This window comes from Butyrivibrio sp. NC2002, from assembly GCF_000702265.1.
GTDB lineage: Bacteria > Bacillota > Clostridia > Lachnospirales > Lachnospiraceae > Butyrivibrio.
Genome location: NZ_JNKZ01000004.1, coordinates 682,106 through 698,425 on the forward strand (window position 1 = coordinate 682,106; position 16,320 = coordinate 698,425).

At 39.0% G+C, this 16,320-nt stretch carries 16 protein-coding genes and 1 tRNA gene; 11 read left to right on the forward strand and 6 right to left on the reverse strand.

Going from position 1 to position 16,320, the window contains the following annotated elements; all coding sequences use genetic code 11:
* The first annotated feature begins 25 nt into the window (after window positions 1-25).
* Both T543_RS03140 and T543_RS03145 read left to right on the forward strand, forming a co-directional pair.
* Window positions 26-1,690: an FHA domain-containing protein gene (locus T543_RS03140; RefSeq protein WP_035765634.1), complete on the forward strand. Its 1,665-nt coding sequence runs from the start codon at window positions 26-28 to the stop codon at window positions 1,688-1,690.
* Window positions 1,691-1,729: 39 nt separating this feature from the next.
* On the forward strand, window positions 1,730-2,503 hold the full coding sequence (locus tag T543_RS03145) for a PP2C family protein-serine/threonine phosphatase (protein WP_035765636.1): 774 nt from the start codon (window positions 1,730-1,732) through the stop codon (window positions 2,501-2,503).
* Between the two features lie 54 nt (window positions 2,504-2,557).
* Here the strand turns inward: T543_RS03145 and T543_RS03150 are convergent, their stop codons facing one another.
* From T543_RS03150 to T543_RS03160, 3 genes are read right to left on the reverse strand one after another with little or no spacing between them, the layout of a single operon-like run.
* Window positions 2,558-2,875, reverse strand: coding sequence for a DUF4176 domain-containing protein (locus T543_RS03150; protein WP_035765637.1), 318 nt, complete (start codon window positions 2,873-2,875; stop codon window positions 2,558-2,560).
* A 43-nt stretch (window positions 2,876-2,918) separates the two neighbouring features.
* Window positions 2,919-4,022 (reverse strand): hypothetical protein, encoded by a 1,104-nt coding sequence (locus T543_RS03155; protein WP_035765638.1) that lies wholly within the window; start codon window positions 4,020-4,022, stop codon window positions 2,919-2,921.
* A complete protein-coding gene (locus tag T543_RS03160; RefSeq protein ID WP_035765639.1) occupies window positions 4,006-4,446 on the reverse strand; it encodes a DUF3592 domain-containing protein in 441 nt (146 codons plus the stop codon). Before T543_RS03160 ends, T543_RS03155 begins: the two co-directional genes overlap by 17 nt.
* A 187-nt stretch (window positions 4,447-4,633) precedes the next feature.
* On the opposite strand from T543_RS03160, the gene T543_RS03165 reads away from it, so the two are divergent.
* The 3 genes from T543_RS03165 (at window position 4,634) to T543_RS03175 (ending at window position 7,383) form a co-directional block, all read left to right on the forward strand.
* A tRNA-Arg gene (locus T543_RS03165) sits at window positions 4,634-4,705 on the forward strand.
* A 170-nt stretch (window positions 4,706-4,875) separates the two neighbouring features.
* Complete coding sequence (locus T543_RS03170; RefSeq protein WP_051638488.1) at window positions 4,876-6,564, forward strand: putative bifunctional diguanylate cyclase/phosphodiesterase; 1,689 nt, start codon at window positions 4,876-4,878, stop codon at window positions 6,562-6,564.
* A gap of 15 nt (window positions 6,565-6,579) precedes the next feature.
* Entirely contained in the window at window positions 6,580-7,383 is an 804-nt protein-coding gene (locus T543_RS03175) for a YlmH/Sll1252 family protein (protein WP_051638489.1), read from the forward strand.
* Window position 7,384: 1 nt separating this feature from the next.
* Here the strand turns inward: T543_RS03175 and T543_RS03180 are convergent, their stop codons facing one another.
* A complete protein-coding gene (locus T543_RS03180) occupies window positions 7,385-8,326 on the reverse strand; it encodes a 3'-5' exonuclease (protein WP_035765643.1) in 942 nt (313 codons plus the stop codon).
* A 140-nt stretch (window positions 8,327-8,466) separates the two neighbouring features.
* On the opposite strand from T543_RS03180, the gene T543_RS03185 reads away from it, so the two are divergent.
* The gene (locus T543_RS03185) at window positions 8,467-9,009 is read left to right on the forward strand and encodes a glutathione peroxidase (protein ID WP_035765646.1); all 543 of its coding nucleotides are present in this window, start codon (window positions 8,467-8,469) and stop codon (window positions 9,007-9,009) included.
* A gap of 20 nt (window positions 9,010-9,029) precedes the next feature.
* Here T543_RS03185 and T543_RS14995 read toward each other — a convergent pair whose 3' ends face one another.
* Entirely contained in the window at window positions 9,030-10,463 is a 1,434-nt protein-coding gene (locus T543_RS14995) for a D-alanyl-D-alanine carboxypeptidase family protein (protein ID WP_051638490.1), read from the reverse strand.
* A 117-nt stretch (window positions 10,464-10,580) separates the two neighbouring features.
* Here T543_RS14995 and trmB point away from each other — a divergent pair, with 117 nt between their 5' ends.
* From trmB to T543_RS03205, 3 genes are all read left to right on the forward strand, one after another.
* Window positions 10,581-11,219, forward strand: coding sequence for a tRNA (guanosine(46)-N7)-methyltransferase TrmB (gene trmB / locus T543_RS03195; RefSeq protein ID WP_035765649.1), 639 nt, complete (start codon window positions 10,581-10,583; stop codon window positions 11,217-11,219).
* A gap of 49 nt (window positions 11,220-11,268) precedes the next feature.
* Window positions 11,269-11,592 carry a thioredoxin gene (gene trxA / locus T543_RS03200; RefSeq protein WP_035765651.1) on the forward strand — a complete coding sequence of 108 codons (324 nt, stop codon included), beginning with the start codon at window positions 11,269-11,271 and terminating at the stop codon, window positions 11,590-11,592.
* A gap of 120 nt (window positions 11,593-11,712) precedes the next feature.
* Window positions 11,713-12,486, forward strand: coding sequence for an SH3 domain-containing protein (locus T543_RS03205; RefSeq protein ID WP_035765652.1), 774 nt, complete (start codon window positions 11,713-11,715; stop codon window positions 12,484-12,486).
* 5 nt (window positions 12,487-12,491) lie between these two features.
* Here T543_RS03205 and T543_RS03210 read toward each other — a convergent pair whose 3' ends face one another.
* Window positions 12,492-12,941 (reverse strand): hypothetical protein, encoded by a 450-nt coding sequence (locus tag T543_RS03210; protein ID WP_035765655.1) that lies wholly within the window; start codon window positions 12,939-12,941, stop codon window positions 12,492-12,494.
* Between the two features lie 56 nt (window positions 12,942-12,997).
* Here T543_RS03210 and murI point away from each other — a divergent pair, with 56 nt between their 5' ends.
* Together murI and nrdD are read left to right on the forward strand one after the other, a co-directional pair.
* The gene (gene murI / locus T543_RS03215) at window positions 12,998-13,822 is read left to right on the forward strand and encodes a glutamate racemase (protein WP_035765657.1); all 825 of its coding nucleotides are present in this window, start codon (window positions 12,998-13,000) and stop codon (window positions 13,820-13,822) included.
* A gap of 154 nt (window positions 13,823-13,976) precedes the next feature.
* Window positions 13,977-16,193: an anaerobic ribonucleoside-triphosphate reductase gene (nrdD, locus tag T543_RS03220; RefSeq protein ID WP_035765660.1), complete on the forward strand. Its 2,217-nt coding sequence runs from the start codon at window positions 13,977-13,979 to the stop codon at window positions 16,191-16,193.
* Window positions 16,194-16,320: the final 127 nt, after the last annotated feature.

Consider the following 16,320-nt stretch of genomic DNA (forward strand, 5'->3'; position numbering starts at 1 on the left):
AGGCAGTAGGATTTATGGAGTAAGTATGAGAAAAATAAGTAAGATATGGAACAAAACAGTTATTGCTCTTCTATGTGCAGGGACATTAATGTCTTTAACAGATAGCTTTTCAATAAGAGCTTTTGGGGCAGAGGATGAAACAGAAATATCTGATGATTATGAAACAGAAGATGTTTATACAGAGGAAGACGATACAAATGAAGCAGAGGGTGAAACAGAAGGTGAGGCAGAAGGCGAATCAGAGGAACAAGAGCCTGTAAAAGTAATGCAGGTAAGATGCGATGATTCTTCTGTAAGAGCATATATAACAGGTGTGTCACAAGGAGATGTTTCGGAATATCAGATTGGTAATATTCCTGTAGAAAATGTTTCCACATATCCTATTACAGAAGATGATAATGCTGCAAGAACCCTCATCATGGTTGATAACTCTATATCAATTCCGGGTGAATCCAGAGAAAAAGTAACTGAGATCCTTAAGAAGATAGTTTCAAATGCATCTGAGAATGAACTATACAGAATATCAACTTTTTCTGAGGACATAACATATTTATCAGATAAATATACCGATGATGTAACTGCACTTAACAACATGATAGACTCTATATCTTACGCAGATCAGGAAACCTATCTTACTGATGTTCTCTATGATGTGGTAAAAGAAATAAATACTACTGAAGAATATGGATATACAAGAATTGTCGTAATATCCGACGGCGTAGATAACAAACCTATCGGAGTTACAAGAGAAGAACTTAATAAAGAGCTTGAAGATCGTACTCTTCCTATCTATACCATAGGAGTCAGCACCGGGAAAAATGCGGATAATCTTGAGGGAATGTTTGCCCTGTCCAGAGTAACAGGATGTGATTACTGCATCATGGAAGAAACGGAAGTTGATCAAATAGCTTCTATTATAGATAAGGATAGAAACCTAACAGTATTTAAGGCAGTAATTCCGGAAGATGTAAAAGACGGAAGCCTTCAGAATACAAAGCTTACATTTACGGATGGATCAGCTATTTCATTTAAAGCTCTGATGCCTTTTTCAATAAAGGAAAAGGAGGAAGAAGTGGAGGTACCCCCGGTTATAGTTGAACCTGAACCGGAACCAGAACCGACATTTTTTGAAAAAATAACAAGATGGATAATCGCAAACAAACTTATCTTTGCGCTGATAGTAACAGCAGTTATAGCGATAATTGCTTTGCTTGTTATCTTTGTTGTTAGAAAGATATTCAATAACAGACCCGGAAGTGAACCTCAGGAATGTGCACCAACAACTCCTCTTAACACATACGGTAAGACGGAGATACTTGGTGAAGCAGGAGATGATGGTAAGACAACAAGGCTTACTCCAAATGAGAGACCGGGACATATTAAGAAGATAAAGCTTACAACGGCCAGTGACAACTCCAGAACTTTCCGTTGCGAGATTGAGAAAGAAATAAAAATAGGAAGAATGCCTGACAATGATATCGTAATTAGTGATGATACAACAGTTCATGGTCATCATTGCACAATTGAGTGCAAAGACAATGCATATTTTGTAACCGACCTTATGAATGTAAAGAACCACTCAAGCGTAAACGGGATAGAGATAAAACCCGGATTCCCTCAGCTGATCGTAACTAACAGTAAACTTACGATCGGAAGATATACGTATGTGGTTTCGATAATAGAAGATTAAAGGTGAAACAAGGGAGATTACAAAAAAGGCTGGTAATTGATGGCAGAAAAGATAATATATTACGGATATACCGACACCGGTAAAAAAAGAGATATAAATCAGGATTCTATACTTATGAAGGCGGAAGGTGAGAATGGAATTTTCTGCGTGGCTGATGGAATGGGAGGACACAGCCACGGAGAAATCGCTTCCAGCCTGATAGCAGAGAGAATAGGTGAATGGGCGGATATTAACCTGTTTTCAGAAAAAGATGGGGTTAAGATTCAGGAAGATCGTTTTGATTCCTTATGTGATAGCTTTGAAGAATGCATACATATGGTAAACGAAGAAATCAGAAGGGAATATTGCATAGATTGTGTATGCGGATCAACTCTTGTAGCTCTGCTTATTGCAGGAAGAAAGTATGCAGCTTATTCAGTAGGTGACAGCAGAATATACAGAAAATCCGGTAAAGAGTTCATGCAGATAACAAAGGACCAGATATGGCAGAACCAACCGGAAATCATGAATACACTCTCCGAGAATGAGAAGAAAAAGCATCCTGATTTTGGAAAGCTTACAAATGCAGTTGGAGCTTTCGACCATATAAAGATAAATACTGTAACAGGTACTATGAAGGATACAGATATCTTTACCCTTTGCAGCGATGGAATATATAAATGTTATACGGACTTCTCCCTAAAATGGGCACACTGCTGTATCAATGCAGAAAAGGGCACATCCAATTTTGAAAAAACAATAAATCAAATAAAAAAGCATGTGGATAAGAAAGGCGCTCCTGATAACTATTCAATAATAATTGTCGGAAGATAAATATGCCGCTCTATAAGAAGAAGCCGCTACAAGTTGAGCGGCTTCTTCGTTTTTTTATTCAGCTGATGGTGCATCCTTAGGAACAATCTTGCCATCCTTAACTACGAACTCGCCAAGTTCAAGGATCTTTTCAGTAAGAGCGAGTTCTTCTTCATCCTGGAGACCAATAAAGTATATTCTTTCGATATTCTCGTTATTAAAGAAGAACATTCTATCTGAGTCGATCATGCCCTCAGGGAAATAGCAGCCCGAGTAGTCATATACTGTATCATCGCCGCCCTTTGTCTGGATTCGCCCGCAAACCATAAGACGTTTATTGCCACCTTTTAATAAAACAACAGATCCAATTGGTAATAATTCCTTTTTTTTCATCTTCACATACCTCAAAAAATTTTTATACTATTCGATTATATCATTAAAATAAGTCTTTCGCCCACTGATATGCAGGACAATCAGACCAGTCGATATTGATATCTATTCCAACAGCTACGCCTTTGCCTATTTCGAAAGCAATTCGTGCATGATTTTCATCAACACAGACTCCATAACCATGTCCTATTGCACCTTGTCCTTTTGCACCTATGCCGACACATTCTGTAGTATCGACATCAAGGCCCCATATAGTGAAACCTTGTGTTACACTTTCTTTTTCAATACCTGCACCATAGGATACGACGCCGGGAGTACCGGAACTGTATTCAACTTCACCTGAAACATATCCAGTATCCTCGGTACGTTTCAGACGAAAATTCCACATGTCTGTTCCGATTTTAAACTTTTGATCCGTATGATAAATACTGGTATTACTGTTCCCATTACCGGTTATGTGAGGATGAAAATTACCATTTTCATCAAATAATGATAATCCAACCTTTCCTTCATGTTCAGAATAAAGATAGGTGGATTCTGTATCTGCGGTTATAAAATTATTAAATAAGCTATAACCAAAAAGGATAGAAGGACCATAAGCATGTGCTTCACCTTCAGCATTTACATGAGCATTAGAAGGATCGGTATCGTATTCATAAGAACCGCCCGCATTTGCAGTGGGTTCTCTAAACAAAAAATATGTGTCAAATATACCACTGCCTTCTTTTTCTTTACCATGCCGTTTTTCCGGGATATTGCTTCTTGCGGAACCGGATCCGCTAGGCCAGGTAATACCGGTATTTCCCCCAGAGTTATTTGGGTGTTGACTATGTCCTTTGCCGTGATTTGTGTTCGGGAGATGCTTATTTCCACCTTTGGTATGAGCAACTATTGTTTTATCAGCAGACTTATATTTTTCGATTATTTGCTTAAAGGCTTTATAGATATTAGCAGTTTCTACTGCTTCTCTTGAAAGATTTTTGATGCAAGCATCAAGAGTAGCTTTAATTATTTCATATTCAGGTCCACATAATATTAGACAGTCTGACACACTTTCAAGTGCCGCACTATTCTGCCTGACCTTATCCGGTATTAATTCGAATTTATTGCTTATGGCTTCGCAATTATCTATATCAATGCTGAATTTCATAATTCCTCCTGTAACTATTTTGATTTAGTAATATAAAAGAAATGATTGCAGCAACCATCCATATTACAGACATACCAAAGAAAATAAATGCTCCGATCAAAGTAGTCTGTCTGTCTAAAAGTGACAGATCAAGAGTTTCAGGATTGATCCAAACCTTTGACAGATTTTTATTAGGATAAGAGCTTTCCTTAACGAATTTCTGATGGTTTATGCCGTTATAAGAAAAGTTGATAGTGTAATCATATGCAGAAGCTGTGGAACGACCATTTCTTACAGTTACTCTTTCTACATCTGAGATATATGCAGGAACTTCTACATATAAATCCATGGCCTTATATTTAAAAGTAAAAACGATTCCAAGAAGTAAAAATAATCCTGAAAAGATGATCAATATAAGACCTATTATTTTACCTACTTTTGACATAACTATTCCTTTCTATACTCGCAAAAAGTAGTATATAGTATAAAAAGCTGTTTGAGCTAAAAGTGCGACGAAATGCACGATTTTGAGGACGAATGACATCTATCAATTGGTTTAAGAAGGCTTGAAGAAAGCATATTACTGTGCTAGAATAACGAAGTTGGCTGACAATTCAGCTCGAAACATATCTGTTCTCGTAGTTTAACGGATAAAACAAGCGCCTCCTAAGCGCTAGCTATGGGTTCGATTCCCGTCGGGAACACTATTTTAGAAGCCTTTATTAATAGGCTTCTTTTCTTTTACCTATTATTAAAAAATCATAAATTCAAGCTGCAAAGGGGTATTTGGGAATTGGTTGTTTTATAATTAATCCATCGTTATTTGGTCTGCTGTATTTTTATGGGTGACTGTCCATATGGAGTGGAGGTTATGATGCAAACTGAAGAAAAAACAAGCCAGGTTCTTAAATATACATATAAAGATATAAACGCAGCAATGGACTCTATAAGAGTCATGTTTGATATGGTAAGGCTTGTTGATGTGGAAGAATGCAGAGAGGTTTCTATTACTTTAGACGGAGAGCTTAATTTTGGCAGGGAATGCTATGCTATCTGGGCTTCAGATCATAGATGTGCTAATTGTACCAGTTATCAGTCATGTCAGACGCGTACCAAAAAGAGTCGCATAGAGCATTTTGAAGGAAAATGCTTTCAGGTTCAGTCTGTGCCCGTTGAGCTTACATTAAAGGATATGACCACATATTCCTGCAATATGGAGCTGATAACAATTACCGAAGATGACCATTATGATAAAGAAACAGATAAAGACGTTTGGGAAACAAGTGGCTATATCACAACTCACGACTCGCTTACCGGAATCCTTAACTGGGAAGGCTTTTGTAAAAATGCGAGGAAGCTTATAAGTGATGAACCGGACGAAAATTTTCTAATAATATCTGCAGACATCGATAATTTCAGATATGTTAATTCTCTTTTTGGAAATACCAAAGGAAATGAAGTACTTGTTGGAGTTGCACGTATTTTTACGGAATTATTTGACAAGAAATGCGCTATCGGAAGAACCGGTGGTGTAAATTTTGCAATCTGCACCACAAACGAGAGCGATATAGCTTCGATACTTAAAAATATAGCAGAGAAGGTATCCGGACTTATTTCATCTCCATCATTTAGATTATCCATTCACTTTGGAATCTATGATGTAGACAATTCAAACCTTCCGATATCTATAATGTTTGACCGTTCATATATGGCACTTGAAGCAATCAGAAATAATCAGCAGATGATCTACAACTATTTTGATGAAAATATGATGCAGAAGGCTATTCATGAACAGCAGATCATAAATGATTTTAAGAAAAACCTAAGAAGCGGACAGTTTGTTATATATCTTCAGCCACAGGTAAATAAGAATCATTATATAGAGGGTGCTGAGTGCCTTGTAAGGTGGGTTCTGCCGTCCGGTGAACTTTTGCCTCCATTCGAATTTATAGGAATACTTGAGCAGGTTGGGCTTATAGGAAAGCTGGATGAATACGTATGGGAGCTCGCCGCCAGGCAGCTTTCTGAATGGAAGGGAACAGAGTATGAATCGCTTTATTTGTCGGTAAATGTATCACCAAGAGATTTCTATTACCTTGATATAGCAAAGATTTTTCCTGCATTGTGCAAAAAGTATGATATCATGACAGATAAGCTGCATATAGAGATTACGGAAACAGCCGTTGCAGATGAAACATCCGGTAATATGGCGACGCTTAAAAAACTGCATGATGAAGGATTCATAGTGGAGATAGATGACTTCGGAAAAGGCTCATCATCACTGGGGCTTTTAAAAGACATACAGGCAGATGTACTGAAAATTGATATGCAGTTTCTTCAGAAGAGCGAAAATGAAAAAAGAAGCTTTGTAATACTTCAGTCAGTGATAGAAATGGCCAAAAAGCTGGACATGGAGATAATTACAGAAGGTGTTGAGACTGTTGGACAACTGGATTTTTTAAAGAATCTTGGTTGCAGCATGTTCCAGGGCTTTTATTTTTCAAGACCGATACCTGTTGCCGCTTTTGAAAAGATCATAAAAGACGGCTTTGAAAATTTGTGAACTTAAAGGATAAATATGGATAATGAAACACTTCTTGCGGGCAGGATCAAAGACCTTGCCCGCAAAGCTTATGAGAATAACTATGTGACCCATACTGACTTCTTATCGATGTCGGAATTATATGAGGTAAACAGCATCTGTATCAAAAACAAGATGATAACGGGACAGAACATGATAGAAGGAGTTCAGTACGTTCCTTACGGAGGGGTAAGTGACCCTGACAGAGCAGTATTATGCTTTCTTCCGTCATATCTTGATGAGGAGACTTTTCTTTTACAGGAAAAGGAAGAGAGTGACGTAATAAGCTGTATTCTTATAGAACCTGTAAACAAGAAATTTGCAGATGAATTGTCACACAGGGATTTTCTTGGATCAATAATGAACCTTGGAATAGAGAGAAACAGGATAGGGGATATCAGGACTGACTCCTTAAAGGGATATGTATTTGTCACAAATGATGTTGCAGACATAGTCTTAAATGAGCTGTGCAGAATAAGACATACTACAGTAAAATGCAAAAAGATCAAGGTTACTGAATGTGATATAGTTCCTGAGTTTGAGACCCTTGAGGGCACAGTCCCGTCAGAGAGACTCGATGCCATACTTGCCCTTGTTTATAAATTATCTCGCAGTAAGGCACAGGAGCTTATAGAGAATCAATCGGTTTATGTTGATGGAAAAACCGCATATAGCGGAGGCTATGACCTTAGCGAAGGATCCAGAGTTTCAGTCAGAGGCTATGGCAAATTCATTTATGACGGCATGGCAAAAGCCACCCGAAAAGGGCGGCTCTTAGTTACAATTAGAAGATTTGTATAAATCAGTCTTCATCTTTACTTTTATATTTCTTTTTTTCTGACTTCTTTTTCATCTCCGTCATATCTTCTTCGGAGATGAATTTAAGAGTCTTTACGGCGTAATATCTGTCATGCTCAGTCTTTTTTACCCTTACCTTGGCCTTCATATATCCGTGTTCTTTGCATAAGGATACACTGTAAAAATGTTTGCCGTTTAGAGAAAACCACTTAACCTTCCTTCGGATAGGTCTGTTGCACAGATAACATTTAGTGCCCATAACTTCAGGATCTGAGAGCAGCTCTTCCTTTGTCTTGAATTCCCTTGATATGTATTTGGCATAATGCTCAAAGATAATATGTACTTCCTGATCCTTTGTCTTGGGAGTTACGTAATTGTCAAAGGAATAGTTATAAAATACCTTTCTGTCCAGCTCGCAGAATATCCTTGCGGTGTAATCCGCATCAGATAATGCTCTGTGAAAAGCACTGTCTTTTTCCATGCCAAGGCTCTCGGTTGCATGCTCAAGACTTCTTCTCATTTTGCCGTCTTCATACTGTATGCTGAAAAGCTTTTGGACATCATAAAAAGGAAGAGGTCTGTCAGATAAAAGATCAAGCCCAAAGAAGTCCATATTTCTTTGCAGTTCTGTAAGATCAAGAGGTCCCCAGGTGCAGAAGGTAGGATCGTCACCACACCAGGCAAGAAAATCTCTGATCACAGTTACAAAGTCATCACCATCCTGAAGATCCTCCATCGTAATGTGAATCAGATCCTCGGTGATCTTGTGCATCTTCTTATAGACCTGAGGTTTTATCAGCCTTGAAAACTCGCCGGTTCTATTCCTGTTTTCATCGAGTCTGACAGCACCTATTTCTATTATTTCAAACGGAAGAGCTTTACCGTTTGATTCTTTTACTTTTTTGCCCTGATTCCACTCAAGGTCGAATACGATATAGTTTCCCATGTGCCTAATTATAGAACTTTTAGGAGGCTTTAGCAAAAATAAAAAAAGTTCTTGACATAATGAATTGCACACAATATAATTAAATCAAACTTAAAGCCAAATATACAAATGATCACTTTTTTTGAAAGGAGAATATAACGATGGGATTCTACGATTATTCTGTAAAAGATACAAGCGATAACGATGTGTCAATGAAGCAGTTTGAGGGCAAGGTTGTTCTTGTTGTTAATACTGCTACAGGATGTGGATTTACACCTCAGTATAAAGATATTGAAGAGATGTATGACAAATACCATGATCAGGGATTCGAGGTTCTTGATATTCCGTGTAACCAGTTTGCAGGACAGACTCCCGGTACGGATGAAGAGATAAAGGAATTCTGTCAGCTTCACTATAACACCAGATTTCCTCAGATGAAGAAATCAGATGTCAACGGAGATAATCAGCTTGAGCTCTACAGATATTTAAAGTCTCAGAAGGGATTTGAAGGATTTGGAAAAGGTCCCGCAGCTCTTGCTATGAACGTAATGCTTAAGAAGATTGACAAGGATTACAAGAACAATCCTGATATCAAGTGGAACTTCACAAAGTTTGCTGTAGACAGACAGGGTAACGTAGTAGCCCGTTTTGAGCCAACAGCAAAGATGGAAGAGGTAGCAGAGTGCATAGCATCACTGCTGTAATATGTACATTTATTATACCCTTAGAAGCGCGGACCATTTCGTTTCCGCGCTTCTTTCTTTCTACGGTTTAAGCGCTTCCTTGCTTCTCTGCTTCCGCCGAAGCTGTAGGCACTTATCAAATCGACTATATATATGATCGCAATAAGGATAAGAGCAGCTATTATGATAAAGGTAAGTACCTGCTTTATGTTAATGTAGATAACATGACCAAGTGATGAAACATCGGCAGAATTGTTTAGCGCATCTGCCTTGGCTGCTACAACATGGCCTTTTCCAACAGGAGTATCATTGTAAAAATAGTTGATCACACAAGCGCCTGACTCAGAATCTGTCTCGTAGGAAACAGTTGATGTGGTATCTGATAATGAGGCACTCTGCGGAAGAATAATATAATCGGATTTATTAAATTCAAGTACAGTACCTGAAGGAACAAATATATCGTTCTCTGATGAGAAGAAGGAGTGATCTTCAGGGATGTAGCTTTTTTCCTCGCTCTTGATATTGACTGTTTTAAAGTTATTGAAGCCATAGTCAAACAAGGTGACGGTATCTGTAAACTGAGAAGGGGATTCCTCCATGAAAACCACGCAAACAAGTTTCATACCGTCTCTTTCCGCACAGGTTACAAGTGTTTCTCTTGCAAGATCTGTGTATCCGGTTTTTCCGCCTACTATTCCTGGATATGATATTTCTCCGGATATCAGTTTGTGCTTGTTATTAAGGTAAAAATCATCAGGCTGACCGGCACTTGGTTCAAAATGATATCTTGGAGTATTTCCCACGCGGCAAAGAAGCTCATTTGAGAAAAATTTGGATGAAATAAGAGCCAGATCATATACACTTGTATAGTGGTTTGAATCCTGAAGGCCGTTTGTATTTGCAAAATGAGTATTGGTGCAGCCTAGGGATGCGGCTTTTTTATTCATAAGATCTACAAAAGCATCAACTGAACCGCTAACATGCTCAGCTACAGCATTTGCAACTTCATTGGCGGAACCTACCATGATTCCGTAGAGACACTCTTCAAGAGATAAATATTCTCCTGCATCAATACCGATATTGGATCCGTCTGCAGGAACAGAGCTTATCGCAGAATCGGTAAAGGTAACGGTATCGTCGAGACTTGCATGTTCTACAGCAAGAAGACAGGTCATGATTTTTGTGGTACTTGCAGGATATAATTCTTCATGGATGTTTTTGGCATAAAGAATGGTTCCTGTATTTATATCCATTAAAATAGCAGCCTCAGCGCCGATTTCAGGACCCTCAGGCCAGCCCGGTATATCATTACTCTGTATAGGAAGCCCTTTTCTTGTCTCAGGGTCACTTGGAGTATCACTTGTAGCAAGGCATACGAATCTGTTTCCTGCAAACACCCCCAGAATTATCATAGAAAGCAGGAATAAGAAAAACGGTTTCCTTATTTTGTTGTTAAGCGTTTGGAAAAAGTTCATAAAAGCCTCTTAAAATAAGTATTTTTGCATATGTTATGATACCTATTTCCGAAAAACTTTTCAATAAGGCCAAGTTGTTGTACAATTTAATTATAGTAAATGAAAGGCAGTACATAAATGCGTTTAAGAAACATAAAAGGCGCAAGAGAGAGAATAGCTGACAGCAGCTTCACAATAGATGAACCTCTTAATTGCAAAGGAAAGTGGAAAGAAATTTTTGGGAATGATAACCCGGTGCGAATAGAGGTTGGAACCGGAAAAGGCAGATTTATAATGGATCTGGCAGAGGCTAATCCGGATGTGAACTATGTCGGGATCGAGAAATATTCAAGCGTATTACTAAGGGCAATTCAGAAACAGGAAGAGAGAGAACTTACAAATGTAAGATTTATCCGAATGGAAGCGGAGATCATTTCCGAGGTTTTTGATAAAGAAGAGGTAGACAGGATATATCTTAACTTTTCAGATCCCTGGCCCAAAGAAAGGCATGCTCAGAGAAGACTTACTTCATCAAGTTTTCTTAGAAGATATGATGAGATCCTTAAAAAGGACGGGCAGCTTGAATTCAAAACCGATAATAAAGACTTATTTGATTTTTCTTTGATGGAATTAAATACCGCAGGATGGCATGCGGAAGCAGTCACTTTTGATCTTCATAATGACCGGGTCATGAATGAAGGAAACATAATGACAGAATATGAGGAACGATTTTCAGCAAAAGGAAATCCGATCTTCAAATATATTATCAAAAGGTAGGGTTGTTACATAATTTTTTAAGCGAAATGATCGCGGAAAGAGGTGGACAATGGCTGAGTACACATTCACAACAAAGAATTTTGAGGAGGAAGTACTAAACAGTAAGCTCCCTGTTCTGATTGATTTCATGGCAGACTGGTGTGGCCCTTGCAAGATGATGGCTCCTATGATCGAGGAATTTGCCAAGGAGTATGAAGGGGAACTTAAGGTTGGTCAGATTAATGTTGATGAGCAGCCTGAAATTGCCCAGAAATACGGCGTTATGTCAATTCCTATGTTCGCATTTATAAAAGACGGCGAGCTTGTTGACTCTGCAGTAGGTGCTCAGAGCAAGGCAAAAATTCAGGGCATGATCGACAAGGTTCTTGCCTGAACAATTTTATAATTTAAAAAAGACCAAAAGTCCGAGGAGCTAAGCTTTTCGGACTTTTTTTGTGCGAAGTGATATAATATTATGATGTTAGGGGAGAGATAGGGAATTGGAGGGAAATCCTTGTCAAATAATATTAGAAGTTTCAATGACTACAGAAAAAAGGTAAACCTTGACAGGCAAAATACTGAGGAGATGGACATTGAGATTCAGGATCCTCTTGATTTTTTAAGTGCCAGTGAAAGAGAAGAATATTATAGAACTCAGCATGAGAAGATGGAGAAAGAAAGGGAGAACATCGACAAGGATTCTGATGACTATTTCTTTGACGATGATTTCGAGGTGAAGCTCCCGGAAGATAATGATTTAGATAAGAAAGAAAAAGAGCCTGACGATTATAAAGCTGCAGAAACTAAGAAAAAGGCTGAAAAAAAGGCTGATATTAAGTCTGAAAAAAGAATCCGTAAAAAACCGGAAGACGACAGGGATGATGACTGGTTTGATGAAGATGACTCAAAAAGTACAGGCATAAATCCTTATCTTGTCGTGAGAATTGCTTCTATAGCGACCGGAATAATAATACTGCTTCTTTTGGGAATTATTTTTAAAGAGAAAGTCCTTGATAATATTTTTGGGAAGGACCCTGATGAAGTAAAAACGGTTTCTGTCGGAGAAGTAGAGGGCTATTCTGCAATGGATGACACGGTGGTGACTACGGTTCAGCTAAACCTGCGATCAACACCAAGTACTGCCAGCGACTCTTTTATCGTGACCAATGTACCTGCCGGAACGGAGCTTAAGAGGGTTGCGCTCAGCGATAACGGCGACTGGGCCCAGGTCGAATACGAGGGTCAACGCCTCTACTGTGCGATGAAATATCTTACTGTAAAAGAATAGATACATTATGAAAATGAATGTAGATAGCTGTAGAATTTATCAAGTGCTTCAGTTAAGTCTTCGCAGGAATCGGTAAGAGTTTCCACTTTTGCGGAAATGTCCGATGAAGACACTTTATTATCTATAGCCATGCTAAGCCTTAATGCGTTCTCTTCTTCAAGGGAACGCATATCCATGTGTACGAGTATGTTCTCATAGAGGGGCTCCACGTATGAAAAAAGGTTTGGATAGCGCTTCCTTACGTAGGAAAGCTCATCCAGAATGAGCTCTCTTCGTTGAAGCATGAAAAGAGTATAGACAGGTTCGACGATTTCCTTGGGCTCGATTTCCTGAGTGTAGGATTCATCGTTATATTCCTGTCTGGTGGCAAAGTATTCACAGACCTCCTGGATAAAAGGGCTTACTTTTTTGTCATCATATATTTTTTTTAATTCATTAATATAAGAGTCGTTCATTACAGGTTCATCCTTTACAAACTTACAATATTTAATATACATCAATGAGGAAGTTTATGAAAATAGGAATTTTAGATTCCGGAATAGGCGGACTGTCAGTGCTTAACGAAGCATTTCACCTTCTTCCGGGACAGGAATACATATTTTATGCAGATACACAGCATGTTCCCTACGGTCTTAAGACAGAGGAACAGATTCTTTCGTATGTAGATGATATCATCAGATTTTTCATAGATAAAAAGGTGGACAGTGTTGTCATTGCCTGTAATACTGCGACAAGTGTTGCAGTAGCAGAGATGAGGAAAAAATATCAGCTTCCTATAATAGGAATGGAACCCGCTGTGAAGCCGGCTGTTGAGAATAAAGAGGACGACGATAAAAGAGTTCTGGTTATGGCAACTCCTGTAACAATAAGGGAGAAGAAGCTTAAGAATCTTCTAGTCAGAGTTGATAAGGATCACAGCGTAGATCTTCTTGAAATGCCTCAGCTTGTAACCTTTGCCGAGAGATGCGAGTACGATACTGAGGAAGTAAGAAAATATTTAACTGACAAATTCAAAGATTTTGATGCGGATAAATATGATGCTCTGGTGCTTGGGTGTACGCACTTTAACTACTTTAAACCAATGTACAGAGAATTATTGGGCAAAAATATCCACCTGATTGATGGGAATTATGGTACAATACGCCATCTTGGGGATGTGCTTGGCCTTGAGATATCGGGAGAAGACAAAGAGCTTGTTTTTGATCAACCACAAGATATAGTGGTTGGATATAATACAACATACTACGAGTCCGGAAACGAAATTACGGATAACAAGAGTCTTTTAAAAATAGCTTCAATGCTGAGCCGCCTTGAATATGTGCGGAAAATAAAGTGACGATAAATTGTTACTTGATTTATACCATATAATGTATTATCATTTAATTGTAGCCACAAGATATAGTTTCTGGTGGCTACTATCTATCTAAAGATATATGTGACGTGTGAGGGGCACTTAAATAATAGTAAGAAGAAAAGAGAGGGGTTATCCAGTGAAGATTATCAAGAGAAGCGGTAAAGAAGTTACTTTTGATGGCTCCAAGATTTTGGCTGCCATCGAGAAAGCAAATAAGGAAGTGACTCCTGACCAGAGCTTATCCATGGAGCAGATTAAAGAAATTGAGGCTCAGGTTGAGGATAAGTGCGGCCTTCTTACAAGAGCTGCAAACGTTGAGGAAATTCAGGATATGGTCGAGGACGGCCTTATGAATTCCGGCAAGTTTGAGGTAGCCCGCAAATACATTACATACCGCTATCGCCATGCACTGGTGCGTAAGTCCAATACCACAGATGAGCAGATCATGTCTCTCATCGAGTGCAGCAACGAAGAAGTAAAACAGGAAAATTCAAATAAGAACCCCACTGTAAACAGTGTTCAGAGAGACTACATGGCAGGAGAGGTCAGCCGTGATATCACACGCAGATTTCTTCTTCCTGAGGATGTGGTCAAGGCTCATAAGGATGGAATAATCCATTTCCACGATTCGGATTATTTTGCTCAGCATATGCACAATTGCTGTCTTGTAAACCTTGAGGATATGCTTCAGAACGGAACTGTTATTTCTGAGACAATGATCGAACGTCCCAAGAGCTTTTCAACAGCATGTAACATTGCAACACAGGCTATAGCCCAGATTGCAAGCTCTCAGTATGGCGGACAGAGCATCACTCTTTCACATCTTGTACCTTTTGTAGATGTCAGCCGTCAGAAATTCAGAAAAGAGGTTCGTCAGGAATTCATCGATGCCAAGATGGATGCAACAGACGATCAGATAAATGAGATCGCTGAGATGCGTGTCCGCAAGGAAATTGAGAGAGGTGTTCAGGTCATTCAGTATCAGGTAATAACACTTATGACCACAAACGGCCAGGCACCCTTCATCACTGTATTTATGTATCTTGACGAAGTACCTGAGGGACAGATAAGAGAAGACCTTGCGCTTGTTATCGAGGAGATGCTCAAGCAGCGCATAATAGGTGTTAAGAATGAGAAGGGTGTTTACATTACACCTGCATTCCCTAAGCTTATATATGTTCTTGACGAGGACAATATCCACGAGGGAACACGTTATTGGTATCTTACACAGCTCGCTGCAAAGTGTACTGCAAAGAGAATGGTTCCGGATTATATTTCTGCAAAGAAGATGAAGGAATACAAATCAGGTGATGTATATCCCTGCATGGGATGCAGAAGCTTCCTTACAGTTGATAGCGAAGACGTTAAAGAGGGTCTTTGCAACAAGGGCAATATTGCAAATGCTCAGAACTATCATGAAGGCGACCATAAATACTACGGAAGATTCAATCAGGGTGTTGTAACATTAAACCTTGTTGATGCAGCTTGTTCATCCGGCGGAGATGAGGCAAAGTTCTGGGAGATTATGGAAGAGAGAACAGAGCTTTGTAAGCGTGCTCTTATGTGCAGACACAACAGGCTTCTTGGCACTCCTTCCGATGTAGCTCCTATTTTGTGGCAGTTCGGTGCTCTTGCCAGACTTAAGAAGGGCGAGACAATCGATAAGCTCCTTTATGGCAATTATTCAACAATATCACTTGGATATGCCGGACTTTGCGAGTGTACCAAGTTCATGAAGGGTGTAACACATACCGATCCTGCAGGAAAAGATTTCGCACTTCGTGTAATGCAGTTTATGAATGATAAATGTGCTAAATGGAGAGAAGAGACCAACATTTCATTTAGTTTGTACGGAACACCTCTTGAGTCAACAACCTATAAGTTTGCAAGAGCTCTCCAGAAGAGATTTGGTATTATCGAAGGCGTTACTGATAAAAACTACATAACAAACAGCTATCACGTTCATGTAACCGAGAAGATCGATGCATTTACAAAGCTTAAATTTGAGTCTGAGTTCCAGGCACTTTCTCCGGGAGGAGCAATAAGCTATGTTGAAGTTCCGAACATGAACAACAACATCGAGGCTGTTCTTGCAGTTATGCAGTACATATATGAGAACATCATGTATGCAGAGCTTAATACTAAGAGCGACTATTGTCAGTGTTGTGGATACAATGGAGAAATTCAAATCGAAACCGACACAGACGGTAAACTTATTTGGAAATGCCCTAATTGCGGTAACACCGATCAGAGCAAAATGAATGTCGCAAGACGTACCTGCGGTTACATCGGAACCCAGTATTGGAATCAGGGTAGAACGCAGGAAATAAAAGAGAGAGTACTTCATCTTTAATATGGAAATGTGATCTCCGTAGTACTCGGCAAATTAACGGAGATTTCCATGATCGATGGGAGAAAATGGTATATAAAATGGGGAAAAGGGGCTATCGTAAGGTAGCTCCTTATTTGTACATATAATA

Bases quoted from the DNA above. Each gene is read 5' to 3' on its own strand.
- T543_RS03150 (WP_035765637.1), bottom strand. From the start codon at position 2,875: ATGAAAAAAAAGGAATTATTACCAATTGGATCTGTTGTTTTATTAAAA.
- T543_RS03175 (WP_051638489.1), top strand. From the start codon at position 6,580: ATGGATAATGAAACACTTCTTGCGGGCAGGATCAAAGACCTTGCCCGC.
- trmB (WP_035765649.1), top strand. From the start codon at position 10,581: ATGCGTTTAAGAAACATAAAAGGCGCAAGAGAGAGAATAGCTGACAGC.
- T543_RS03180 (WP_035765643.1), bottom strand. From the start codon at position 8,326: ATGGGAAACTATATCGTATTCGACCTTGAGTGGAATCAGGGCAAAAAA.
- T543_RS03160 (WP_035765639.1), bottom strand. From the start codon at position 4,446: ATGTCAAAAGTAGGTAAAATAATAGGTCTTATATTGATCATCTTTTCA.
- murI (WP_035765657.1), top strand. From the start codon at position 12,998: ATGAAAATAGGAATTTTAGATTCCGGAATAGGCGGACTGTCAGTGCTT.
- T543_RS03170 (WP_051638488.1), top strand. From the start codon at position 4,876: ATGCAAACTGAAGAAAAAACAAGCCAGGTTCTTAAATATACATATAAA.
- T543_RS03185 (WP_035765646.1), top strand. From the start codon at position 8,467: ATGGGATTCTACGATTATTCTGTAAAAGATACAAGCGATAACGATGTG.
- T543_RS03155 (WP_035765638.1), bottom strand. From the start codon at position 4,022: ATGAAATTCAGCATTGATATAGATAATTGCGAAGCCATAAGCAATAAA.
- trxA (WP_035765651.1), top strand. From the start codon at position 11,269: ATGGCTGAGTACACATTCACAACAAAGAATTTTGAGGAGGAAGTACTA.
- T543_RS03210 (WP_035765655.1), bottom strand. From the start codon at position 12,941: ATGAACGACTCTTATATTAATGAATTAAAAAAAATATATGATGACAAA.
- T543_RS03140 (WP_035765634.1), top strand. From the start codon at position 26: ATGAGAAAAATAAGTAAGATATGGAACAAAACAGTTATTGCTCTTCTA.
- T543_RS14995 (WP_051638490.1), bottom strand. From the start codon at position 10,463: ATGAACTTTTTCCAAACGCTTAACAACAAAATAAGGAAACCGTTTTTC.
- T543_RS03145 (WP_035765636.1), top strand. From the start codon at position 1,730: ATGGCAGAAAAGATAATATATTACGGATATACCGACACCGGTAAAAAA.